We start from the raw sequence: 23,871 nt of genomic DNA, 5'->3' as shown, positions 1-23,871 counted from the left end.
GTTTTGTTTTATGGTTCCGTTTCGCCAGCTCGGGCCACGTGCGGCCGGCGGGGCAGGGCCGGGCAATGTTCCACGCCCATTCGTAGAACACGGCCACATCGGTATACTCAGGGCGTCACACCCGTTCCACGGGCATCGATCCCAACAGGATCAATGACTTGGAGGGTAAACGCAGGCCGCTTGCCGGCCCCAGTCCGGAACCCCTATGCGTCTTTCCACGATCAAGCTGTCCGGCTTCAAGTCGTTCGTCGATCCGACCACCCTGCACCTGCCGACCAACATGACCGGCGTGGTGGGCCCCAATGGCTGCGGCAAGTCGAACATCATCGACGCCGTGCGCTGGGTCATGGGCGAGAGCTCGGCCAGCCGCCTGCGCGGCGACTCGCTGACCGACGTGATCTTCTCCGGTTCCAACGCCCGCAAGCCGGTGTCGCAGGCCACGGTCGAGCTGATCTTCGACAACTCCGACCACACGATCTCCGGCGAGTACGCCGCGTTCAACGAAATCTCGGTCAAGCGCACGGTCAGCCGCGACGGTACCAGCAACTACTACCTCAACGGCACCAAGTGCCGCCGCCGCGACATCACCGACCTGTTCCTCGGCACCGGCCTGGGCCCGCGCAGCTACTCGATCATCGAGCAGGGCATGATCAGCCAGATCATCGAGGCGCGCCCGGAAGACCTGCGCGTCTACCTGGAAGAGGCGGCCGGCATCTCCAAGTACAAGGAGCGCCGCAAGGAGACCGAGACCCGCATCCGCCACACCCGCGAGAACCTGGACCGGCTGGGCGACCTGCGCGACGAGATCAGCAAGCAGCTGGAGCACCTCAAGCGCCAGGCCAAGCAGGCCGAGCAGTACCAGGCCCTGCAGGAAGAGCGCCGGGTCAAGGATGCCGAGTGGAAGGCGCTGGAATTCCGCGGCCTCGACGGGCGCCTGTCGAAGCTGCGCGAAGGCCTGTCGCAGGAAGAGACCAGGCTGCAGCAGCTGATCGCCGACCAGCGTGATGCCGAGGCGCGCATCGAGACCTCGCGCGCGCGGCGCGAAGAGGCCGCCGACGCGCTGAACACCGCGCAGGCTGCGGTCTACCAGGTCGGCAGTACGCTGGCGCGCCTGGAACAGCAGATCCAGCACCAGCGCGAGCTGTCGCAGCGCCTGCACAAGGCGCGCGATGAAACCCAGCAGGCGCTGGCTGAACTGGGCCAGCACATCAGCGGCGACGAGGCCAGACTGAGGGTGCTGCGCGAGGCGGTGGAGGCCGCCACTCCGCAGCTGGAAGCACTGCAGGAAGAAAACGAGATCAAGCAGGAAAGCCTGCGTGAGGCTGAAGAGCGGCTGGCCAGCTGGCAGCAGCGCTGGGAACAGCACACCTCGCAGAGTTCGGAAGCCTCGCGCGCCGGCGATGTCGAGCGCACGCGCGTGGACTACCTGGACAAGCAGATCCTCGACGCCGACCGGCGTCGCGAGGCCCTGGCCGCCGAACGCGCAGGCCTGGACGTGGACGCGCTGGAAGAAGCCTTCGAGCAGCTGCAGCTGCAGCACGACACGCAGAAGGCCGCACTGGATGAACTGAGCGAAGACGTCGAGCTGCGCAAGCAGGGCGTGACGGCAGTGCAGGAACAGCAGCGCAATGGCCAGAACGAACTGGCTGAACTGCGCAAGCAGGCCAACGGCCTGCGCGGTCGCCTGGCCTCGCTGGAAACCCTGCAGCAGGCCGCGCTGGGCCAGGAGCAGGGTGCAGCCGTGGCCTGGCTGAAGGCGCGCGGGCTGGATTCGGCGGCGCGCGTCGGCGAACGCCTGGACGTGGATGCCGGCTGGGAGAACGCGGTGGAAAGTGCGCTGGGCCAGCTGATCGAAGGCGTGCTGGTCGATGACCCGGCCAGCCTGGTCGGCGCGCTGGGCGAACTTGGCGAAGGCCACATTGCGCTGGTCGCCGACGATGCTGCTGAACTGAAGGTGGCGCCGACCTCGCTGGCGGCACGCGTGCGCGGCCCGGCGGCGATCCGTCGGCTGCTGGCGCACCTGCATGGTGCGAAGGACCTGTCCGAGGCGAAGGCCCTGCAGGCCAGCCTGCCGGAAGGCGATTCGATCATCACCCAGGGCGGCGAGCGGCTGGGCCAGGGCTGGCTGCGCGTGTCGCGCTCCGGTGCCGCCGAGCAGGGCGCGCTGCTGCGCGAGCGTGAGATCAACGAACTGCGTGAGCAGATCGAGCAGCTGCAGGACCGCGAGGCCGAGCTGGAAGAGCAGCTGAGCGGTTTCCGTGAGCAGCTGCAGGCGGCCGAGCAGCAGCGCGAGGACGCGCAGCGCGCGCTCTACCAGGCCCACCGCGCGGTGTCCGAGCTGGCCGGCCAGCTGCAGGGCCAGCAGGGCAAGGTGGAAGCGGCACGCACCCGCATCGACCGCATCGAGGGCGAGCTGAAGCAGTTGCAGGAAACGCTGGAAGCCAACAACGAGCAGGCGCGTGAAGCGCGCTCGCGGCTGGAGAGTGCGGTCAGCAGCATGGGCGACCTGGAATCGACCCGGCAGCGGCTGGAGGGCGAACGTCGGCAGTTGACCGAGGCCCGTGACCTGGCCCGCGATGCCGCCCGCGCGGTACGCGAGCGCGCGCATTCGCTGGCCTTGACCCTGGAATCGCAGCGCGCGCAGCTGGACTCGTTGAGCCAGGCGCTGGAACGCATGGGCACCCAGCGCGGGCAGCTGGACGCGCGGCTGGGCGAGCTGCACTCGCAGCTGGACGAAGGGGATTCGCCGGTCGAATCGCTGCAGGCCGAACACCAGAACGCGCTGGAAGAGCGCGTGCGGGCCGACCGTGTGCTGACCGAGGCGCGAACGCTGCTGGACGGCATCGACGCCGAGCTGCGCAACTACGAGCAGACCCGCCACCAGCGCGACGAGCAGGCGTTGGCCCAGCGCGAGCGCATTTCGCAGCGCAAGCTCGACCAGCAGGCCTTGGTGCTCAGCGCCGACACCCTGCAGGCGGCGGTGGAAAAGGCCGGCTTCGTGCTGCAGGACGTGCTCAATGCACTACCCGAGGACGCCCGCCTGGGCGACTGGGAGCAGGCCGTGCACCAGATCGACGCACGCATGCGCCGGCTGGAGCCGGTCAACCTGGCCGCCATCCACGAGTACGGCGAGGCTTCGCAGCGTTCGGACTACCTGGATTCGCAGCACGCCGACCTGACCACGGCGCTGGAAACACTTGAGGATGCCATCCGCAAGATCGATCGCGAGACCCGCGGGCGCTTCAAGGACACCTTCGACCGCGTCAACGCCGGCGTCCAGGCCCTGTATCCGCGCCTGTTCGGTGGCGGCCACGCCTACCTGGAACTGACCGGTGAAGACCTGCTCGACACGGGCGTGACCATCATGGCGCGCCCGCCGGGCAAGCGCGTGTCCAGCATCTCGCTGCTGTCCGGCGGCGAGAAAGCGATGACCGCGGTGGCGCTGGTGTTCGCCATCTTCCAGTTGAATCCCGCCCCGTTCTGCCTGCTGGACGAGGTGGACGCGCCGCTGGACGAAGCCAACGTCGGCCGCCTGGCCAACATGGTCAAGGAAATGAGCGAGAAGGTGCAGTTCCTGTTCGTCAGCCACAACAAGGCGACGATGGAGGCCGCGCACCAGCTGTCGGGCGTGACCATGCGTGAGCCGGGCGTCAGCCGCCTGGTCAGCGTGGACCTGGAAGAAGCCGCGCGATTGGCGGGCGCGGCCTGACGTGCCATCCTAGTTACCTGAATGAACTAGCCGGAGAACCTATCGAATGTCCGACACGGCACTGTTGCGCATCGGCATCCTGGCCGCCGGCCTGCTGTTGATCGCCGCGATCTTCCTGTTTGGCCGTCCGAAGAAAAAGCCCCAGGGGCGCCGCGTGGAAAACGCGGAACCGACCAGTGGCGAGCGCCGCGAACCGGTCCTGGGCGAGGACGGCGTCGTGGTGGCCGAGGGCCGCGTCGAACCGGGCATGGGCGGCGAAGGCGAGCAGGCCGAACTTGGCCTGGCCGACACCGATCCGGGCGCGGCCAACGACCTCGGCAAGCGCACCACCCAGGATTTCGACAAGATCGTCTCGCTGTTCGTGGCCGCCCGTGCCGGCGAGCAGCTGCGCGGCGAAGACATCGTGGTGGCGGCGGAGAAGACCGGCCTGGTATTCGGCCACATGAACGTGTTCCACCGCCTGGTGGAAGGCCACCCCGAGCGCGGCCCGATCTTCTCGATGGCCAGCATCATGAAGCCGGGCAGCTTCGACATGGCCAACATCCGTGCCATGGAAACCCCGGCCATCGCCTTCTTCCTGACCCTGCCGGCGCCGCTGACCGCGCTTGATGCCTGGGAGAAGATGCTGCCGACCGTGCAGCGCATGGCCGAGCTGCTCGATGGCGTGGTGCTGGATGACAGCCGCAATGCCCTGGGCCGCCAGCGCATCGCGCACATCCGCGACGAGCTGCGTGCCTACGACCGCCAGCACCAGGCACCGCCGCTGACCAAGACCCCGCGCTGGTGAGCGCCATGGCGTGCCGACCAACGGTCGGCACCCACCCCGACCAATGGTCGGCATCCACAACAGCAGATCCACGCCATGCGTGGATGGGGCGAACCAAGTTCGCCCCCACCAACGGGGTCAGGCCGGTACGCCGGCCACCTTGGCGAACGCACGGCGGAATGCGGCCATCTCGTCTTCGGTGCCGACGGTCACGCGCACGCGCTGTGGCCAGATCGGCCAGCTGCGGCCAATGATCACGCCGTTGTCTGCCATCGCCTTGGCAAAGGCGGCACCGTCGCGCTGCACATCCACCACGAAGCAGTTCGCTTCCGACGGGACGCAGCTGAAACCACGCTTGCCCAGCCACGCGATGGTGGCCTGCCGCACCTGGGCATTCTGCAGGCGCCGCTGCGCGATCAACTGGGGATCCTGCAGGCTGGCCAGTGCTGCGGCCAGTGCTGGCACGGGCAGTGGGTTGTCGCCCAGGCTGGCCAGTTCGCGCAGGCGGTCGGGATGTGCGGCCGCCACGCCCAGGCGCAGGCCGGCCATGCCGTACAGCTTGGAGAACGTGCGCAGCACGATCAGGTCATCGCGCTGCGCAACCTGCGCGATCAGGCTCGGCTGCTCGCTGTACTGCAGGTAGGCCTCGTCGACCAGCACGCGGGTTGATGCGGGCTTGTGGGCCAGCAGCCAGGCGAGCTCATCCGGTGGGCTGATCGAACCGGTCGGGTTGTTTGGATTGCACACATACACCAGCCCGGTCGGGCGCGCTTGCGCGGCGGCGACCATCGCACGCAGATCATGCGCGCCGTCGTCGCGCAGCGGCACCTTCTGCACATGGGCGCCGCGAGCAGCGGCGACCTCGCCCAGGGTCTCGAAGGTCGGGTCGGCCACCACCAATCCCGCCTGCGGCCCGGTCCACACCGTGGCGGCGCGGTTCAACGGCTCGCTTGAGCCGGGATAGAGGCGCACGTGGTCGGCCGGAATACGTGCCTGCTCGATGAAGGCATCGCGCACCTGTGCGGCCAGGGCGAAGCGGTAGCGGCCGCAACTGGCGATACTGTCGCGCGCGGCCTGCTGGGCCGCCGGCGAGGGGCCGTAGGGGCACTCGTTGAAGTTCAGCAGTACGACGCCTTCGGCAGGGGCCGGGGCGACGGCGGCCGCAGGTTGGGCCTGGCCAAGCCGCGGCAGTCCGCTGCCAGCGACGGCGAGGCCGGCACCGGCCAGTTGCAGGAAGCGTCTACGGGAAGCAGGCAGGGTCACGGGTGGGATTCCGAGGAGTAGCCTTCGCACGCTAGCGCTGGTTGCGGTGGGCGGCAAGCCCGCTTTTTGTAGTGCCGAGCCATGGTCGGCTGCAGGTGTGCCAACCAAGGTTGGGCACCTGCCGGGGCGGGGAGATGGTTGGCATCCACCAGGGCAGGGGGGGGCGCCCGTCGAGCATGGCTCGGCGCTGCGAAGGGGGGGCATTACAGGGCCTGACGGCCGGGCGCGGTAGAATCCCCGGCCATCCCAGAACCAGCGGATTCCGATGAGCTCCAGCCCCGCCGAACGCGCCGAAGATCTCCGCCGGCAGATCGCCCAGGCCAACCGCGCCTACCATGAGCTGGACGCCCCGGAGATCCCCGACATCGACTACGACCGGATGGTGCGCGAGCTGGAAGCACTGGAGCGCGAACATCCGGAACTGGCCCGGGCCGACAGTCCGACCCAGCAGGTCGGCGCGCGTCCCTCCGGCCGTTTCCCCGAAGTCCGCCATGCGGTGCCGATGTTGTCGCTGTCCAACGCCTTCAGCGATGAGGAAGTGGCGGATTTCGTGCGCCGCATCGATGAACGCCTGGGCCGCCGCAGCCTGCAGTTTTCGGCCGAGCCGAAGATGGACGGCCTGGCGATCAGCCTGCGCTATGAGGATGGTCATTTCGTGCTCGGCGCGACCCGCGGCGATGGCAGCACCGGCGAGGACGTGACCGCCAACCTGCGCGAGATCGGCGATGTTCCCAAGCGGCTGTACGGCAAGGACTGGCCGGATGTGCTGGAGGTGCGCGGCGAAGTCTACATGGCGCGTGCCGATTTCGAGGCATACAACGAACGTGCGCGCCTGCACGGCGGCAAGGTGCTGGCCAACCCGCGCAATGCGGCGGCCGGGTCGCTGCGCCAGCTCGACCCGAAGATCAGTGCGCAGCGCAGGTTGAGCTTCTTTGCCTACGGTACTGGTGAAGTGCAGGGCGGCGAGCTGCCCGATACCCATTCGGGCACGCTGGCGCAGCTCGGCGCCTGGGGCTTTCCGGTCAGCGCGCTGTGCAAGGTGGTGGAAGGCACCGACGGCCTGCTCGGCTACTACCGCGATATCGGCGAGCGCCGCGACGGCCTGCCGTTCGATATCGATGGCGTGGTCTACAAGCTCGATGACCGTGCCGGCCAGCAGGCGATGGGCTTTGTCTCGCGTGCGCCGCGCTGGGCCATCGCGCACAAGTTCCCGGCACAGGAACAGAGCACCACGGTGGAGGCGATCGAGATCCAGATCGGCCGCACCGGTGCGGCCACACCGGTCGCGCGGCTGGCACCGGTGGCCGTGGCCGGCGTGATCGTGTCCAACGCCACGCTGCACAACGCCGACCAGATCGCACGCCTCGACGTGCGCGTCGGCGACAGCGTGATCGTGCGCCGTGCCGGCGACGTGATCCCGGAAGTGGTCAGCGTCATCCTCGATCGCCGCCCGCAGGGCACCACGCCCTGGCAGATGCCGACGCGCTGCCCGGTGTGCGGCTCGGAGATCGTGCGCGAGGAAGGGGCGGCCGCATGGCGCTGCTCGGGCGAGCTGTCCTGCCCGGCGCAGCGCAAGGAAGCCATTGCCCATTTCGCTTCGCGCCGCGCGATGGACATCGACGGCCTGGGCGACAAGTACATTGAAACCCTGGTCGACGCTGGCATCGTCAAGAGCGTGGCCGACCTGTACCGGCTCAGTCGTGACCAGCTGCTGCACCTGAAGCTGGTGCTGGACGCTGAAGATCCCTCGGCGCTGGCCGCCGCACTGAAGCTGCACCTGCCGGCTGAAGGCAGTGGCGCGGTGCTCAATGCGGTGCTCAGGCTGGACGGCAACGATCCGGGCTGGCGCGCGCAGGCGCTGGCGCAGCCGGCCCGCTTCGAATGGAACACGAAGAAGATCGCGACCAAGTGGGCCGACAATCTGATCGCGGCCATCGACGCCAGTCGTGCCGCCACGCTGGAACGGCTGCTGTTCGCGCTGGGCATCGAGCACGTGGGCGAAAGCACGGCCAAGGCGCTGGCGCAGTGGTTCGGTGACCTGGAACTGATCCGCCACCTGCCGTGGCCATTGTTCAAGCGTGTGCCGGACATCGGTGGCGAAGTGGCGCGGTCGCTCGGCCACTTCTTCGAGCAGCAGGGCAACCAGCAGGCCATCGATGACCTGCTGCAGGTCGGCCAGGTCCGCATCAGCGATGTGCACGCGCCCAGCGCCAGGCTGCGCGAGGGGCTGGACCTGGCGCAGCTGTTGGTCGAATCAGAGATTCCCGGCATCACCCGCCTGCGCGCGGAGAGACTGGTGGCTGCGTTGCCCGGTGCCCAGGCGGTGCTCGACGCCGAGCATGGGCAGTTCGTCAACGCAGGATTGCCGGACGACACCGCGCGTGGCCTGGCCCAGTGGCTGGACAGCGAGGGCCATGGCGCGATGCTGCTGGCAGCCGAGAAGGCGATGCAGCAGATCCTGGCCAAGGCACCGGCGCTGGCCGAGATCGTGGCCGGCCCGCTGGATGGGCAGACCGTGGTGCTGACCGGCACCCTGGCCCAGCTCACCCGCGATGCCGCCAAGGAGCGCCTGGAGGCCCTCGGTGCAAAGGTCTCCGGCAGCGTTTCGAAGAAGACCAGCTTCGTGGTCGCCGGTAGCGAAGCGGGTTCCAAGCTGGACAAGGCGCAGTCGCTGGGCGTGCCGGTGTGGGACGAAGACCGCCTGCTGGCCTATCTGGCCGAACACGAGTGACGATCCCGCCGGGTGTCCCCGCGCCCGGCATGAAACACAAAGGAACACCGATGCAGACCGCCCCGCTGGATTTCCGCCTGGCCACCCGTGCCGACGAGGAGCTGTTGATCGCGCTGATGCGCGAGTTCTACGCCGAAGACAGGATCGACTTCGATGACGCGCGGGTGCGTCGCGGCGTGGACGCGCTGCTGGCCGATCCGCGCAATGGCGAAGTGCTGTTGTGGATGGACGAGGCGGGCGAGGTAGTCGGCTACGCGGTGATCGCGATGGGCTTCAGCCTGGAGCAGGGCGGCCACTTCATGCTGCTGGACGAGCTGTACCTGAGCCATCGTGCGCGCGGTCGTGGCCGCGGCAAGCAGGCGCTGGCCATCTGCGAACAGCGCGCTCGCGGTCGTGGCGTCAGTCGCCTTCGCCTGGAAGTGAACCACCACAACGAACTGGCACGCCGCCTGTACCTGGCCAGCGGCTACATCGACGATACGCGCGATCTGCTGACCCTGCCGCTCGACCATCCGCGCCCGGAGGGCATCCTGTGAGCGAGGCCCTGCTGCGCGCGCTGCAGCAGCGCGCCGCGCTCAACGCGCTGGTGCGCCGCTTCTTTGCAGAGCGCGATGTGCTCGAGGTGGAGACGCCGATCCTGTCGGTGGCAGGCAACACCGAGCCGAACATCGACAGCTTCCATACCGACTTCACCGGGCATGTCGATGCCGGCGGACGCCGCCGCTGGCTGCGCACCTCGCCGGAGTATCCGCTCAAGCGCCTGCTCGCTGCCGGCGTGGGCGACTGTTACGAACTGGGCCGGGTGTTCCGCAATGGCGAGGCCGGTGGTCGCCACAACCCGGAATTTACCATGCTGGAATGGTATCGGGTCGGTTGGGACCACCATCGGCTGGTACAGGAGACCGCCGAGCTGATCGGGCAGGCGCTGGCCCTGGTTGGACACCGTGCGACCCTGCGCGTGCTGAGTTACCGCGAGCTGTTCCAGCAGCACCTTGGCGTGGATCCGTTCGAGGCGGATGAGTCCACGCTGCGTGCCGCGTTGGGCGAGGTGCACATTGACCCGGTCGGATTGACCCGTGATGACTGGCTCGACCTGTTGATGACCCATTGTATCCAGCCGCATTTCGATGACGCGGTGATGACCGTAGTGCATGACTGGCCAGCCAGCCAGGCCGCGCTGGCACGCATCCGCGCCGGCACGCCGCCGCTGGCCGAGCGTTTCGAGCTCTACCTGGGTGCAGTGGAGCTGGCCAACGGCTATCACGAACTGAACGACGCCGACGAGCAGCGCGCCCGCTTCCGGCGCGACCAGCAACGCCGCCACGAACGCGGGCAGGTGCAGCCGCCACTGGATGAGGCGCTGCTGGCGGCGTTGCCAGCGTTGCCGGCCTGTGCCGGCGTGGCGGTGGGTGTCGATCGCCTGCTGATGGCGATGAACCGCACGCCACGCATTGCCGATGTGCTGGCCTACGACTTTGCCCACGCGTGACGCCCGCGTGTTGCTGAACATTGCAGGCTGAACGAAACGCGGGCTCTGTGCGCTTGCGTCGGTAAGCAGGATGATGCTCTTATCACGGCCAATGCCGGACACTGGCATGCAGTTCATCCATTCCTGCTGGGGAAGGCTTTGGTCAAGTGGTTTGCGGTTGTCGCTGCACCGATGTACTCCATTGCGCTATGGGGTGCCTGGCTGCCGTCGCCGGCGTCGGCCCAGCAGGTGGGCTACGACGATGAAGTGGTGACCTGCGAGTCCCGCGACATGGGCTGGGTGCACTGCGATATCGACGTGGCCAACGGCGTCGATCTGGTGCGCCAGCTCTCGAGCAACAGCTGCATCCGCGGCAGCGAGTGGGGCACCGACCGCAGCGGCGTGTGGGTCACCCTTGGCTGCCGCGCCGAATTCCGGGCGCGCCGTGCGCAGGGTGCGGCACCTGCGGCAACGGAAGGCAAGCGCCTGGTGCGCCGCGTGGTGCGCTGCGAATCCAATGGCCGTCCGCAGAGTTGCCCGGTACGCCTGGATGGCGCGCCGGTGCGCCTGCTTCGCCAGTTGTCGGTGCTGCCGTGCCGGGAAGGCCAGGGATGGGGCTACAAGCGCAATGAAGTCTGGACCAGCCGTGGCTGCCAGGGCGATTTCGAGGTGGCCGACGAGGATGGCCGCTTCGTCGATGTGCCGCGCCGCCTGACCTGCGAATCGAAGTCGAAGAAGCGCCGCTTCTGCGGCGCGAGCATCTCGGTGGGTGCTGTGGTCTCCGAGCAGCTGTCCAGCACGCCCTGCGAGGAAGGCAGCACCTGGGGCTGGAACCGCAACGGGATCTGGGTGGATGGCGGCTGCCGCGCCGAATTCTCGGTGAATTGAGCCGGGGCAGGCTCCAACCACGCGGGGCGTGGCCCTACAATGGGCCCATGAACACTGCCTCCGACATCGACTACGCCCGTTACGACCACATCCGCCCGATCCTGTGGACCGGCGATGCCTTGCAACTGCTGGACCAGCGCAAGCTGCCGTTCGTGGTCGAGCACGTGGTCTGCCATGACAGTGACGAGGTTGCCAGCGCCATCCACGCACTGACCGTGCGTGGCGCGCCGGCGATCGGCATTGCCGCCGCCTGGGGCGTGGTGCTGGCCGCGCGCGAGGTGCAGGCCGCCGACGGTGCGCACGCGTTGCAGCAGCTGGAGCCGGCACTGCAGCGCCTGAACGCATCGCGCCCTACTGCGGTCAATCTGGCCTGGGCGCTGGCACGGATGCGCCGTTGCCTGAACGCTGCCGGCGCCGACTGGAAGGCGTTGCTGGAGTCCGAAGCGCAGGCGATCGCAGAGGAAGACCTGGCGGCCAACCGCCACATGGGCGCACTGGGCGCTGGCCTGATCGAGGCTGGCAGCGGTGTGCTGACCCACTGCAATACCGGCTCGCTGGCCACCGCCGGCTTCGGTACCGCGCTGGGCGTCATTCGCGCCGGCATGGCCCAGCACCGCATCGCGCGCGTGTTCGCCGGCGAGACCCGGCCGTGGCTGCAGGGTGCACGCCTGACCGTGTGGGAGCTGCAGCAGGACGGTATCGATGCCACCCTGATCGCCGACTCGGCGGCCTCGCACCTGATGAAGACCGGTGCCGTGCAGTGGGTGATCGTGGGCGCAGACCGCATCTGCGCCAATGGTGATACCGCCAACAAGATCGGCACCTACCAACTGGCCATTGCCGCACGCCACCACGGCGTGAAGTTCATGGTGGTGGCGCCGTCCTCGACCGTGGACATGGAGACCGTGGACGGCAGCCAGATCGAGATCGAGCAGCGCGACCCGGGTGAGCTGTATGGCGTGGGCGGCACCCGCACCGTGGCCGAAGGCATTGCCGCCTGGAACCCGGTGTTCGACGTCACCCCGGGCGAGCTGATCGACGCCATCGTGACCGAGCGCGGGGTGATCCTGAACCCGACCGCCGAGAACATGCGCGCCGCCTTCGGCGGTTGAGGCGCAGGGGAGGGGCGGCGTGACCTCCGCCCCCGGTAGTGCCGGCCGCTAGACGGCAACCCCCTAAGTTCCTGATTTGTGCCGGTAAAATCCCCGTAAAGGGAGGCGGAAAACGGCCTGTTGTGGTAGTATCCACAGGTTGAATCGAGGTTCCGGCGCGACCCCCTCCCGCAGAGGGCTGCGCCGGACTGGACCGCTACCAGACAACGGAACCCGAATGGCAGAAACCGCCAAGGAAATCATCCAGGTCAACCTGGAAGACGAGATGCGCAAGAGCTACCTCGATTACGCCATGAGCGTGATCGTGGGCCGCGCGCTGCCGGATGCGCGCGACGGCCTCAAGCCGGTGCATCGCCGCGTGCTGTACGCGATGAACGAGCTCAACGCACACAGCAACAAGCCCTACTTCAAGTCGGCGCGTATCGTCGGTGACGTCATCGGTAAGTACCACCCGCATGGCGACCAGTCGGTGTACGACACGCTGGTGCGCCTGGCGCAGCCGTTCTCGCTGCGCTACATGCTGGTCGATGGCCAGGGTAACTTCGGCTCCATCGATGGCGACTCCGCCGCGGCCATGCGATACACCGAAGCGCGCATGTCGCGCCTCGCGCACGAGCTGATGGCCGACATCGACAAGGAAACCGTCGACTTCCAGCCCAACTACGACGAAAAGGAACTGGAGCCGACGGTCATGCCGACCCGGTTCCCGAACCTGCTGGTCAACGGCTCGGCCGGTATCGCGGTGGGCATGGCGACCAACATCCCGCCGCACAACCTGAGTGAATCGATCAACGCCTGCATTGCGCTGATCGACAACCCGGAGATCGACGTCGACGGCCTGATGGAGTACATCCCGGGCCCGGATTTCCCGACTGCCGGCATCATCAACGGCACCGCCGGCATCGTCGCTGGCTACCGCACCGGCCGTGGCCGCGTGCGTATCCGTGCCAAGGCCGATATCGAAGTGGCCGACAATGGCCGCGAATCGATCATCGTCACTGAAATTCCTTACCAGGTGAACAAGGCGCGTCTGATCGAAAAGATCGCCGAGCTGGTCAAGGAAAAGAAGATCGAAGGCATCAGCGAGCTGCGCGATGAGTCCGACAAGGATGGCATGCGCATCTACATCGAGATCAAGCGCGGCGAATCTGCCGAGGTTGTGCTGAACAACCTGTACCAGCAGACGCAGATGGAATCGGTGTTCGGCATCAACATGGTGGCGCTGGTCGACGGCCGCCCGCAGTTGATGAATCTGAAGCAGATGCTGGAGGCGTTCGTCCGCCACCGTCGCGAAGTGGTCACCCGCCGCACCGTGTTCGAGCTGCGCAAGGCGCGCGCCCGCGCCCATGTGCTGGAAGGCCTGACCGTCGCGCTGGCCAACATCGACGAGATGATCGAACTGATCAAGACCTCGCCGAACCCGAACGAAGCACGCGAGCGCATGCTGGCGCGCGTGTGGGAGCCGGGCCTGGTCGGTGCGATGCTGGGTGCCGCCGGTGCCGAAGCCTCGCGCCCGGAAGACCTGCCCAAGGGCGTGGGCCTGATCGAGGGCGGCTACCAGCTGACCGAGATCCAGGCCACCCAGATCCTGGAAATGCGCCTGCACCGCCTGACCGGGCTGGAGCAGGACCGCCTGACCGACGAGTACAAGCAGCTGCTGGAAGTGATCGCCGGGCTGATCCACATCCTGGAAGATCCCGACCGCCTGCTGCAGGTGATCCGCGAGGAGCTGGTCAACGTCAAGGCCGAGTTCGGCGACGAACGTCGCACCGAAATCCGCCACAGCGAAGAAGACCTGGACATCCTCGACCTGATCGCACCGGAAGACGTGGTGGTCACCGTGTCGCATGCAGGTTACGTGAAGCGGCAGCCGGTGAGCGTGTACCGCGCACAGCGCCGCGGTGGGCGTGGCCGCAGTGCGGCGGCGACCAAGGAAGAGGATTTCATCGAACAGCTGTGGCTGGTCAACACGCACGACACGCTGCTGACCTTCACCAGCTCGGGCAAGGTGTTCTGGCTGCCGGTCTACCAGCTGCCGGAAGCGGGTTCCAACGCCCGCGGCCGTCCGATCATCAACTGGATTCCGCTGGAACCGGGCGAACGCGTGCAGGCCGTGCTGCCGGTGCGCGAGTACGCCGATGGCCAGTTCGTGTTCTTCGCCACGAAGAACGGTACGGTCAAGAAGACCCCGCTGGGCGAGTTCGCCTTCCGTCTGGCCCGCGGCAAGATCGCGATCAACCTCGATGAGGGCGATGCGCTGGTCGGCGTCGGCCTGACCGACGGCCAGCGCGACATCCTGCTGTTCGCCTCCAACGGCAAGACCGTGCGCTTCGGCGAGGACAAAGTCCGCTCGATGGGCCGTACCGCAACCGGCGTGCGTGGCATCAGGATGCCGGCCGGCGAGGAAGTGGTCAGCCTGATCGTGGCCGAAAGTGCCGGTGGCATCGAGGACGAGAACGAGGACGACAACGGTGTCGAGGAAGCCGCCGCCACGGGTGATGCGGTGATCGATAGTGCCGACGACGCCAGCGTGCAGTACATCCTCACCGCCACCGAGAACGGCTACGGCAAGCGCACCCCGCTGCCGGACTACCCGCGCAAGGGCCGTGGCACGCAGGGCGTGATCGGCATCCAGACCACCGAGCGCAATGGCAAGCTGGTCGCCGCAGTGCTGATGGGCTCCCGCGACGAAGTCCTGCTGATCTCCGACGGCGGTACGCTGGTGCGTACGCGTGGCTCGGAAATCAGCCGCGTCGGCCGCAACACCCAGGGCGTGACCCTGATCCGCCTGTCCAAGGACGAGAAGCTGCAGGCGGTGGAGCGCATGGATGCCTCGATCGACGAGGACGAGGACGAGGTGGCAGTCGCCGCCCCGGCCACGACCGACAGCGCCCCGGCTGCGGCCAGCAGCGAGGACGCCGCACAGGACTGATCCTGCCGCGAGCCTGAGGCACCCGACGACGCCGGCCCTGTGCCGGCGTCGTCGTATCCGGATGCCACGCATACGCGCGCGCTTCACGCAGGCGGTGGGATAACGACGCATGCTGCCCCCGGAGATCGACGATGTCCGCCACGCCGCAGTCCGCTCCTGCTCCCGTCCGCGCTTCCCGGCACCCTCTCGTTACCGTGCTGTCGCTGCTGCTGGTCGTGCTCGGCCTGGTCATCGGCGGGCTCGGCGCGTGGCTGCTCAGCCTGGGCGGGTCTGCGTACTACGCCATCGCCGGGGCCGGCCTTCTGGCCAGTGGCCTGTTGTTGTTCGGCAATCGCCGCAGCGGCGCGCTGCTGTATGCGCTGGTGTTCGTCGGCACGCTGCTGTGGACCTGGTGGGAATCGGGCAGCGACTACTGGCGCTGGGTGCCGCGGCTGGGCCTGGTGACCGCGCTCGGCATCGTGCTGGCGCTGCTCGCGCCGACCCTTCGCGAACCGGTTTCAAAGCGCCTGTCGCGCAGCGTGGCGGGCGTCCTGATGCTGGTGTTCGTTGCGGCGTTCGGGTTGGCGTTCGCGCCGCACGGCGAAGTGGACGGCCACCAGCCGTTCCCGGAAGGCGCGGCCAGCGCCGGGCTGGAACCCACGCGGGATACCACCGGCCTGCAACCGGCCGACCTGCCTGCCGAAGGGGACTGGCCGGCGTGGGGCCGCAGCAATGCCGCCACCCGCTATTCGCCGCTGCAGCAGATCACCCCGGCCAACGTGGCCACGTTGCAGCTGGCCTGGCAGTTCCGCACCGGTGACCTGCCGAAGAAGCGCTGGGGTGCGGAAACCACGCCGCTGAAGATCGGCGGCCGTCTGTACCTGTGCACTGCCCGTAACCGCCTGATCGCGCTCGACGCCGCCAGTGGCAAGGAAGTGTGGCGCTTCGATCCGAAGGTGAAGGACGCCTCGATCCCGTACACCGCGGCCTGCCGTGGTGTGAGCTACTACGAGCAACCGGCAGCGCCGATCCTGGCCGATGCCACCCTGGCCGATGCCGCGGCCGATCTGGCGTTGCCCGAGCCGCCACCCAGCGTGAGCCGCAGCGCTGCACCGGGCAGTCGTCCGGCGTGCTGGGCGCGCATCATCGAAGGCACGCTGGACGGGCGCATCATTGCAGTGGATGCAGATAGCGGCCGTCCCTGCGCGAACTTCGGCAACAACGGCCAGGTCGACATCACCCTCGGCATGGGTGAGGTGCCACCCGGCTATGTGTCGATCACCTCGCCCCCGGCCATCGTGCGCGGCGTGATCGTCACCGGCCACCAGGTGCTGGATGGTCAGCGCCGCGACGCGCCATCGGGCGTGATCCAGGCCTACGACGCGATCACCGGCAAGCTGCGCTGGGCGTGGGACATGGACCAGCCCGAGCGCAGCGGCCTGCCGCCGCATGGGCAGACCTACACGCGCGGCACGCCGAACATGTGGACCACCGCGACCGGTGATGAGGCGCTGGGGCTGGTCTATCTGCCGCTGGGCAATTCTGCGGGCGATTACTGGAGTGGCTCGCGTACGGAAAACCAGAACCGCTATGCGACGTCGCTGGTGGCGATCGATGTGGCCACCGGCAAGCCGGCCTGGCATTTCCAGGCCGTGCGCAAGGACGTGTGGGATTACGACCTGGGTTCGCAGGCCAGCCTGATCGATTACCCGACGGCGGCAGGCAAGGTGCCGGCACTCCTGCTGCCGACCAAGCAAGGTGATCTCTACATCCTCGACCGCCGCAACGGCCAGCTGCTGACCGCTGCCGAAGAGCGCAAGGTGCCGGTCGGCGGTGTCGAACCGGAACAGCGCTCACCCACGCAGCTGTTCTCGCTGTACCACACGCTGCGCCGCGAGCATGACCTGACCGAGCGCGACATGTGGGGCATCACCCCGATCGACCAGCTGATCTGCCGCATCCAGTTCCGCAAGGCCTATTACGAAGGCTTCTACACGCCGCCGAGCAGTGATCGCCATTCCATCGAATACCCCGGCTACAACGGCGGTTCGGATTGGGGCAGTGTTTCCATCGATACGCGCCGCGGCGTGATCGTGGCCAACTACAACGATATGCCCAACTACAACCGGCTGGTGCCACGTGCCGAAGCCGATCGCTTGGGCTGGCTGCCGCGTGAGAAGATCCGTGCCGACAGGGGCGGTGGCGAGGGGGCCGGCGATCCGCAGGTGGGAACGCCGTATGGCATCCAGGTCAACGCTGGCTGGCGGCTGCCGTTCACGGGTCTGCTGTGCAAGCAGCCTCCCTACGGCGGCATCCGTGCCATCGACCTGCGCACCGGCAAGCTGTTGTGGGATCGTCCGTTTGGCAGTGCGCGCGGCAATGGGCCGTTCGGCATCCGTTCCGGCCTGCCGATCGAGATCGGCACGCCGAACAACGGCGGTTCGGTGGTAACCGCCAGCGGGCTGATCTTCATCGCCGCCGCCACCGATGATCTGCTGCGCGCCATCGACCTGAAGACCGGCAAGGAGCTATGGCACGCGGCGCTGCCCGCGGGCGGGCAGGCTACGCCGATGGTGTATGAACAGGACGGACGCCAGTTCGTGGTGATCATGGCCGGCGGCCACCATTTCATGGAAACCCCGAACGGCGATTACGTGATGGCGTTTGCCCTGCCGAACTAGCGGTTGCCGGCCTGAACACGCACGCGGGGCTGTGACCGCTGTAGCCGAAGTTGCGCTGGCGACCGGGCAGCATCCATCATCGGAACAGGACGGGGCCGGCCAACCCCCCCAGGGAAGGAAACGCATGCTGAACTCTGAACGCCTATCGGGGCGTGGCACCCGGTTGCTGGCAGGACTGCTTCTGCTTGGCCCCTGCCTGTGGGCAAGCGCTCAGGCGCAGCCCCAGCCCGCCGCACGCAAGGTGCCCAGTGGTGCCGAACTGATTGCCGGCGATGCACGCCTTCTGAGCCCTGCCTATGCGCCCTGCATGGCGGCCGCGGTCACCGCACTGGACGCCCGTCGTCGTTGTGTCGACGCTGAATTCAAGGTGCACGACGATGCGCTCAACGCCGCCTACAGTGCGGCGCGCTCCACGCTGACCGCCAGTGATCAGCAGGTGCTGCGCGATCTGCAGCGGCAATGGCTGCGCCAGCGCGACAGTCGTTGCCCGGAAGGCAGCACGGCCGTTGCCCAGCTGGATTCACAGCAATGCCGCACGCACATGACCCTGCTGCGTGCCCGCCAGCTGCAGGGCGGCGGTGCGGCGGCGCTGGTGGCGGAAGCCAGGGCGGCCCCGGCGCCGGCGCAGGCCGCTGTGCATACCGCCGATGCCGCGCCCGACAAACAGGGCAGGATCGTCCTGCGGCCCGGCGAGGGCAGGATCACGCCTGCATTGCAGGTGGTCTTCCAGGTGGCCGACTGCGGCGGCACCGACAACGTGACGACCTGCAGGGTGCGGAGCATGGGCGTGACCCGTGGCGGGCGCAACGTGGCGGTCACGGGCGTGCAGCCGCGCCTGACCCGCGCTGGCGCCGATGCCCAGGGTGCGGCGGCCGTGCTGCTGACCGTTTCGGATTTCAATGGCGATGGCGTGCCGGACCTGCAGGTGTGGCAGGACAACAACGGTGTCTACAACGTTCCGGCGCATGCGTTCTACCTGTTCGACGCCAAGGTCAACCGCTATGTGCGTGCCAAGGCATTGGAAGCGGCCATCGGCGGGCGCGACATCGACCATATCGACAATGGGCGGTTCGTGCTGCGCGCGAAGGTCAACCCGTGCGAGCGCGAGGACAAGGTCATCCAGCTGCGCGGAACCGGGCCACGCACGCTGCTGCAGCGCCGCTATGACACCTGCAGGGGCGAGGCCCCTACCGAATCGGACCTGCTGAAGTAGGTCTTCCCCCGACGAACGGATGCGTTCCGGAACTGGCGAGCTGAAGGATGAGCGAAGGCTATGGAAAAGGTGGGGTGGGCTTCGGCCTGACCCGGGACCAGTCGGTCGAGATGATCGTGCGTACCAGCATCGACAACGGCAATACCGACCATCGGCAGATTGCCTATGTGCTGGCCACAGCGCAGCACGAATCGCGGGATTTCGCCGCGCCCGAGGAAGCGGTGCGGTACCAGATCGGCATGGGTGTGGAATCGCTGCCGTATGAGCGGATCGAATGGCATCGCATCGAGGCGTTCGCCGTCACGGTCGAGGTGTTGCGGCAGAGTCCCTAGCGTGGATGCAGCTGGGGTGACGACCGTCATGGACCTGGCCAATCTGCGGCAGGTGAAGCGGTTCCAGATCGTGGGCGCTGAAACGCCGGACAAGATGAAGCTCGCCCAGGCCTGCAAAGCGGAGCGCTGGTCTCACCTGCATTGCTGCAGCGGGCCACCACGGCGCAGAACCACAAGGGCTGGTATGGCTTGGTTTCGTGGTGCAGGGCGAGGGTAGGGAGCACCGGTACGGCCACGAAGACGGTGCGCCTGCTTCCCGCGAACGGCAGTCGACCAGCGGTCGACTCTACCCAATCAATGTTGCTCGGTTGGTGCCGGTACCCGCACCATCTTCGTCATCAGGTGTTCCACCACACCCGCCGGGTCGGCAGTGCGGCCGACATGCGTGCTCGACATCTGCACAACCGAACTGCGCTTGGCGGTAAGGAAATGGAAGCGCGCACGCGCCGGCAACTGCGCGATGGGTCCGGCGCTGGCGTCACCACGGCAGATGGCCACGATCGCATCCAGCCACGGTTGCAACGCATCCTGATCAAGCGCTGGAGCGAACGCGTGCAGGCGTGCCGGATCGATCTCGATGGCCGCTTCCAGATGGCGCGCGCCGGGGCAGGAGACGATCACTCCGACGTTGATGAACTCCTCGCGTTCCACCCGCGGTACCACGCGGATGACCGCATAGTCATACGTGTGCAGCGTGGGCACGGACGGCCTCCTGCACGAACACCGCACGCACTTTCAGGCGATGCTTGAGATAGTCGATGTAGCCCTGGCGATAGGCCTGCGGACTGTCGAATGCCGGCTCGTTGACCAGCCAGCTGTCCGGCACCAGGCCGACGATGCGCTCGATCTCGGCATCGCTCAGGCGCGCGGCCAGTTCGGCATCCACCCCGGCGATGCGGCTGGCGAACGACAGCAGCACATGGTCGCGGATCAGCACGAACGGCTTTTCGCAGGCATCGCCGGCGTTGGCCCAGTCGTGATGGAAATACATGGCCGCACCGTGGTCGATCAGGTACAGCCTGCGGTGCCATACCATCAGGTTGGGGTTGCGCGTGGTGCGATCAACGTTGCTGGTGAATGCATCGAACCAGACGATGCGCGAGGCCAGGTCTGCATCCACCGGCATCGCCGCCGGATCGTAATTGATCGCACCCGGCAGGTAGTCCAGGCCCAGGTTCAGGCCCTCGCTGGCGCGGATCAGCTCCTGGATTTCCGGGTCGGGCTCGGTGCGGGCGAACTCGCGGTCCAGCTCGACGAACAGGATTTCCGGAATCGGCAGGCCCAGCGTGCGTGCCATCTCACCGGCAATCAGCTCGGCGATCAACGCCTTCGGGCCTTGGCCGGCGCCGCGGAACTTCAGCACGGCCATGCCGTCGTCGTCGGTCTCGACCACGGCGGGCAGGGAGCCGCCTTCCCGTAACGGGGTGATGTAGCGGAGGGCATGTACGGTGCGCATGGGCGCATTCTAGCGTGGGTGCAGGTACAACCCTCTGATCGGCGAGGACCGATTTCGGCCTTCACCTGTCCCTTCCGCCCGCGATGGCAGCATCGTGCTCCAGGAACCCTTGGGTTCATGGGCGCACTGGCACTCTCGATGCCGAGGCTTCGGGCTGGGCACCTGCTCGGCTGCCAGCGACGCGCACTGCGAAGCGGAAACCTCATCCACGATGTCCAGCAGGCTACGGAGGTGCACCGATGAGCGATGAATTCACTCCCATGCTGCCGCCCTTGGACGATGCCAAGGTCGAGGAAATGATCGGCAAGGTGGTGCTGGTGGGCGTCACCCGCTATGGCGGTGACGGCCAGGTGCAGGGGCTGGAACAATACGCCGGTACGGTGCTGCGCATCAGCGCCGACGAAGGCGTGGTGCTGGCGGACGAGAATGACGGCCATGAGCGCTATCTGCCGCCGATGCTCGACCAGTACCTGCCCGCCGAGCCCGGCGAGTACCGCATGCGGAACAGTGGCATGATCGTGGTCGACCCCGATTACCTGACTGCCTGGGACCTGCACGCCCAGCAGTGACGACAGACCACACCTGGCAGATGCCGGTCCATTGCCGGCCTCTCCGGGCGTGTCCCACTTTGCCCCATCCGGCCACTAGCCCTTCCGGCCCATTCACGACAACCCCTGCGGTGCTAGATTCGGGACCTTGCCCGATTCCGGGTACCCATTCACACCCAGGGGATAAGGATGCTCATCCGTCGAACCTCTCTGGCGGCGGCCGTTGCCGTTGCCACCTTCGGCCTGCTGGCCGCTGGCCCGGCGCTTGCGGACTACGCGAAGCCGCCGGAGCACCTGCTCAAGGTGTTGAAGGCACCGCCGCCGCCGGCGCCGAACGTGGCCCCGGGTGGCCAGCGCCTGCTGCTGACCACTGCGCAGACCTACCCGTCGATCAGCCGTGTCGCCCAGCCGTACCTGAAGCTGGCTGGCGTGCGCCTGGAACCGAAGAACCGCAGCCGCCATGACACCCCCGGTGGCTATGGCATCCCGGCCTGCGTGGCCGACTTCACCCTGGTCGACATCGGCAGTGGCCAGCAGACCAAGGTCAATCTGCCGCAGGGCTGTGCCACCGGCGCGCTGTGGTCGGCCGATGGCAGCCACTTTGCGTTCCAGAACGCGGTCGATACCAGCGTGCAGCTGTGGGTGGGCGATGCCGCTACCGGCCAGGTGAAGCAGGTGCCGAATGTGCAGCTGAACCCGATTTTCGGCTATACCGTGCAGTGGCTGGGCGGCAGCCAGAACCTGCTGGTGAAGCTGGTGCCGGCCAACCAGGGCCCGGCGCCGTCCAACGGTGGCGTGCCGACCGGCCCGGATGCGCAGGAGTCGCTGGGCAGCAGCGGCGAGAGCAGCACCTACGAAGCCCGCGATACGCTGACCAGCGTGCATGACGAAAAGCTGTTCGCCTACTACGGTGCCTCGCAGCTGGCCGTGGTCGATACCGTCGCCAACAGCGTGCGTCCGGTCGGCCAGCCGGCACTGTTCAACGACGTCAGTGCCGCACCCGATGGCGTGCACGTGCTGACCGAATCGATCAAGGCACCGTATTCGCACGCGGTGACCTACCAGCGCTTCGCCAACGACGTGGCCGTGCTGGATATCGCCAGCGGCAAGTCCACGCCGATCGCCAGCCTGCCGCTGGCCGACCGCGTGCCGGTGCACGGTGTGCCGGAAGGCCCGCGCGGTTTCGACTGGCGTGCTACCGATCCGGCCACCCTGGTCTATGCCGAAGCGCTGGACAAGGGCGACTGGAAGGTCAGCGTGCCGCATCGCGATCGGGTACTGATGCTGAAGGCACCGTTCAACGGCAAGCCGGTCGAGATCGCCCGCACCGCACAACGCTTCGAAGGCTTCGCATGGACCGCCGATCCGGCCGTGGCGTTCCAGTTCGAGAACGACGAGAACCGCCACTGGATGCAGACCCGCATCGTCGATGTGGATCAGCCGAAGAAGGAAGGCCGCCTGCTGTGGGACATGTCCAGCGATGAGCTGTACGGCAACCCCGGCAACCTGGTCTTCACCCGCCTGCCGAATGGTGCGCAGGTCGTACGCCGTGAGGGCAACCATGTTTTCCTCAGCGGCCGTGGTGCCTCGCCGCAGGGCGACCGTCCGTTCCTCGACCGCCTCGATCTCGGCACGCTGAAGAGCGAGCGCCTGTTCCGCAGCAGCGCTGATGCCTACGAGCAGTTCCTTGGTTTCAGCAATACGCCTGGGCGCTACCTGACCTGGCACCAGTCGGTGATCGATCCGCCGAACGCCTTCATCCGTCAGCAGGGTGAGGCGGTGGCCGATGCGAAGACCGGCGAGGCGCAGTTCGCGTCCACCGCGACCGCGCTGACCAAGCTGGTCGACCCGACTCCGGAAGTGCGCCAGATCAAGAAGCAGCTGGTGACCTACAAGCGTGCTGATGGCGTGGACCTGTCGTTCACCCTGTACACGCCGCCGGGCTACAAGGAAGGCCAGCGCGTGCCGGCGATCCTGTACGCCTACCCGGCCGACTTCGCCAACGCCGCGCAGGCGGGGCAGGTGTCCGGTTCGCAGCAGACCTTCACCCGCCTGCAGCCGTACCGCCTGATGCTGCTGGCCGGCTACGCGATCATCGACAACGCCTCGTTCCCGATCGTGGGTGACCCGAAGAACGCCTACGACACCTACCTGGAGCAGCTGGAAGCCGACGCCAAGGCAGCGGTGGACAAGGCGGTGGACATGGGCGTGGTCGATCGCAACCGCATCGGCGTGACCGGCCACAGCCATGGCGGCCTGATGACCGCCAACCTGATCGCCCATACCAACCTGTTCAAGGCTGGCGTGGCGACCAGTGGTTCGTACAACAAGACCTTTACCCCGTTCGGCTTCCAGAACGAGCGTCGCTCGGTGTGGCAGGCGCAGGACGTGTACCTGAAGGCCTCTCCGTTCTTCTATGCCGACAAGATCAAGCTGCCGCTGCTGCTGGTCCACGGCGAGGACGACGCCAACCCGGGCACCGAGCCGTTCCAGTCGCGCAAGCTCTACCAGGCGATCCGTGGCAACGGTGGTACCACCCGCTTGGTGATGCTGCCGAATGAACCGCACTGGTATACCGCGCTGGAGTCGAACGAGCAGCTGGTGTCGGAAATGCTGAACTGGTTCGATACCTACGTGAAGAACGCCAAGTAATGGAACGGGAAGGCCGCCCCAGGGCGGCCTTGCTGTATCGGGATGTGAGTGGGTAGACGGCCTGGATCCGGATGCGCAATCGGGAATCGGGAAGCCACCTGCCATGCGGCATCCGGGTCCACCCGGGCTGCTAAGCTGGGA

The 23,871-nt window shown here is 67.2% G+C and carries 16 protein-coding genes; 13 read left to right on the top strand and 3 right to left on the bottom strand.

Annotated features, from left to right (window positions below):
- Positions 1-205 precede the first annotated feature (205 nt).
- Positions 206-3,709, top strand: coding sequence for a chromosome segregation protein SMC (smc, locus tag ACM0PB_RS00945; protein WP_065178619.1), 3,504 nt, complete (start codon positions 206-208; stop codon positions 3,707-3,709).
- A 46-nt stretch (positions 3,710-3,755) separates the two neighbouring features.
- The gene (gene zipA, locus ACM0PB_RS00940) at positions 3,756-4,496 is read left to right on the top strand and encodes a cell division protein ZipA (RefSeq protein WP_111127391.1); all 741 of its coding nucleotides are present in this window, start codon (positions 3,756-3,758) and stop codon (positions 4,494-4,496) included.
- A gap of 117 nt (positions 4,497-4,613) precedes the next feature.
- Here zipA and ACM0PB_RS00935 read toward each other — a convergent pair whose 3' ends face one another.
- On the bottom strand, positions 4,614-5,738 hold the full coding sequence (locus tag ACM0PB_RS00935; RefSeq protein ID WP_065178621.1) for a pyridoxal phosphate-dependent aminotransferase: 1,125 nt from the start codon (positions 5,736-5,738) through the stop codon (positions 4,614-4,616).
- Between the two features lie 259 nt (positions 5,739-5,997).
- Here ACM0PB_RS00935 and ligA point away from each other — a divergent pair, with 259 nt between their 5' ends.
- The 9 genes from ligA (at position 5,998) to ACM0PB_RS00890 (ending at position 19,074) form a co-directional block, all read left to right on the top strand.
- Positions 5,998-8,469: an NAD-dependent DNA ligase LigA gene (gene ligA, locus ACM0PB_RS00930; RefSeq protein ID WP_414603790.1), complete on the top strand. Its 2,472-nt coding sequence runs from the start codon at positions 5,998-6,000 to the stop codon at positions 8,467-8,469.
- 50 nt (positions 8,470-8,519) lie between these two features.
- Complete coding sequence (locus tag ACM0PB_RS00925) at positions 8,520-9,005, top strand: GNAT family N-acetyltransferase (protein ID WP_053497333.1); 486 nt, start codon at positions 8,520-8,522, stop codon at positions 9,003-9,005.
- A complete protein-coding gene (gene epmA, locus ACM0PB_RS00920) occupies positions 9,002-9,958 on the top strand; it encodes an EF-P lysine aminoacylase EpmA (RefSeq protein WP_414603777.1) in 957 nt (318 codons plus the stop codon). Before ACM0PB_RS00925 ends, epmA begins: the two co-directional genes overlap by 4 nt.
- Before the next feature lie 138 nt (positions 9,959-10,096).
- On the top strand, positions 10,097-10,825 hold the full coding sequence (locus ACM0PB_RS00915; RefSeq protein WP_005417382.1) for a DUF3011 domain-containing protein: 729 nt from the start codon (positions 10,097-10,099) through the stop codon (positions 10,823-10,825).
- A gap of 47 nt (positions 10,826-10,872) precedes the next feature.
- A complete protein-coding gene (gene mtnA, locus ACM0PB_RS00910) occupies positions 10,873-11,937 on the top strand; it encodes an S-methyl-5-thioribose-1-phosphate isomerase (RefSeq protein WP_134709517.1) in 1,065 nt (354 codons plus the stop codon).
- A gap of 217 nt (positions 11,938-12,154) precedes the next feature.
- Positions 12,155-14,869 (top strand): DNA gyrase subunit A, encoded by a 2,715-nt coding sequence (gene gyrA, locus ACM0PB_RS00905; protein ID WP_065178624.1) that lies wholly within the window; start codon positions 12,155-12,157, stop codon positions 14,867-14,869.
- A gap of 131 nt (positions 14,870-15,000) precedes the next feature.
- Positions 15,001-17,529, top strand: coding sequence for a membrane-bound PQQ-dependent dehydrogenase, glucose/quinate/shikimate family (locus tag ACM0PB_RS00900; protein ID WP_414603778.1), 2,529 nt, complete (start codon positions 15,001-15,003; stop codon positions 17,527-17,529).
- Between the two features lie 124 nt (positions 17,530-17,653).
- Entirely contained in the window at positions 17,654-18,742 is a 1,089-nt protein-coding gene (locus ACM0PB_RS00895; RefSeq protein WP_414603779.1) for a lysozyme inhibitor LprI family protein, read from the top strand.
- Positions 18,743-18,789: 47 nt separating this feature from the next.
- Complete coding sequence (locus tag ACM0PB_RS00890; protein ID WP_414603780.1) at positions 18,790-19,074, top strand: hypothetical protein; 285 nt, start codon at positions 18,790-18,792, stop codon at positions 19,072-19,074.
- A gap of 294 nt (positions 19,075-19,368) precedes the next feature.
- On the opposite strand, the gene ACM0PB_RS00885 is transcribed toward ACM0PB_RS00890, so the two are convergent.
- On the bottom strand, positions 19,369-19,776 hold the full coding sequence (locus tag ACM0PB_RS00885) for a DUF3037 domain-containing protein (protein WP_061480045.1): 408 nt from the start codon (positions 19,774-19,776) through the stop codon (positions 19,369-19,371).
- Complete coding sequence (locus ACM0PB_RS00880) at positions 19,754-20,530, bottom strand: HipA family kinase (protein WP_065186184.1); 777 nt, start codon at positions 20,528-20,530, stop codon at positions 19,754-19,756. Before ACM0PB_RS00880 ends, ACM0PB_RS00885 begins: the two co-directional genes overlap by 23 nt.
- Positions 20,531-20,769: 239 nt before the next feature.
- Here ACM0PB_RS00880 and ACM0PB_RS00875 point away from each other — a divergent pair, with 239 nt between their 5' ends.
- On the top strand, positions 20,770-21,099 hold the full coding sequence (locus ACM0PB_RS00875) for a hypothetical protein (protein WP_061480047.1): 330 nt from the start codon (positions 20,770-20,772) through the stop codon (positions 21,097-21,099).
- 168 nt (positions 21,100-21,267) lie between these two features.
- Positions 21,268-23,730 carry a S9 family peptidase gene (locus tag ACM0PB_RS00870; RefSeq protein ID WP_065178628.1) on the top strand — a complete coding sequence of 821 codons (2,463 nt, stop codon included), beginning with the start codon at positions 21,268-21,270 and terminating at the stop codon, positions 23,728-23,730.
- Positions 23,731-23,871: the final 141 nt, after the last annotated feature.

It is taken from the genome of Stenotrophomonas sp. AR029, assembly GCF_047520695.2.
Classification (GTDB): Bacteria; Pseudomonadota; Gammaproteobacteria; order Xanthomonadales; family Xanthomonadaceae; genus Stenotrophomonas; species Stenotrophomonas sepilia.
The sequence above is the reverse complement of the archived record's forward strand: the minus strand, read 5'-3'. Positions and strand labels throughout refer to the sequence as shown.

Bases quoted from the DNA above. Each gene is read 5' to 3' on its own strand.
- smc (WP_065178619.1), top strand. From the start codon at position 206: ATGCGTCTTTCCACGATCAAGCTGTCCGGCTTCAAGTCGTTCGTCGAT.
- zipA (WP_111127391.1), top strand. From the start codon at position 3,756: ATGTCCGACACGGCACTGTTGCGCATCGGCATCCTGGCCGCCGGCCTG.
- ACM0PB_RS00925 (WP_053497333.1), top strand. From the start codon at position 8,520: ATGCAGACCGCCCCGCTGGATTTCCGCCTGGCCACCCGTGCCGACGAG.
- mtnA (WP_134709517.1), top strand. From the start codon at position 10,873: ATGAACACTGCCTCCGACATCGACTACGCCCGTTACGACCACATCCGC.
- gyrA (WP_065178624.1), top strand. From the start codon at position 12,155: ATGGCAGAAACCGCCAAGGAAATCATCCAGGTCAACCTGGAAGACGAG.
- ACM0PB_RS00900 (WP_414603778.1), top strand. From the start codon at position 15,001: ATGTCCGCCACGCCGCAGTCCGCTCCTGCTCCCGTCCGCGCTTCCCGG.
- ACM0PB_RS00895 (WP_414603779.1), top strand. From the start codon at position 17,654: ATGCTGAACTCTGAACGCCTATCGGGGCGTGGCACCCGGTTGCTGGCA.
- ACM0PB_RS00890 (WP_414603780.1), top strand. From the start codon at position 18,790: ATGAGCGAAGGCTATGGAAAAGGTGGGGTGGGCTTCGGCCTGACCCGG.
- ACM0PB_RS00880 (WP_065186184.1), bottom strand. From the start codon at position 20,530: ATGCGCACCGTACATGCCCTCCGCTACATCACCCCGTTACGGGAAGGC.
- ACM0PB_RS00875 (WP_061480047.1), top strand. From the start codon at position 20,770: ATGAGCGATGAATTCACTCCCATGCTGCCGCCCTTGGACGATGCCAAG.
- ACM0PB_RS00870 (WP_065178628.1), top strand. From the start codon at position 21,268: ATGCTCATCCGTCGAACCTCTCTGGCGGCGGCCGTTGCCGTTGCCACC.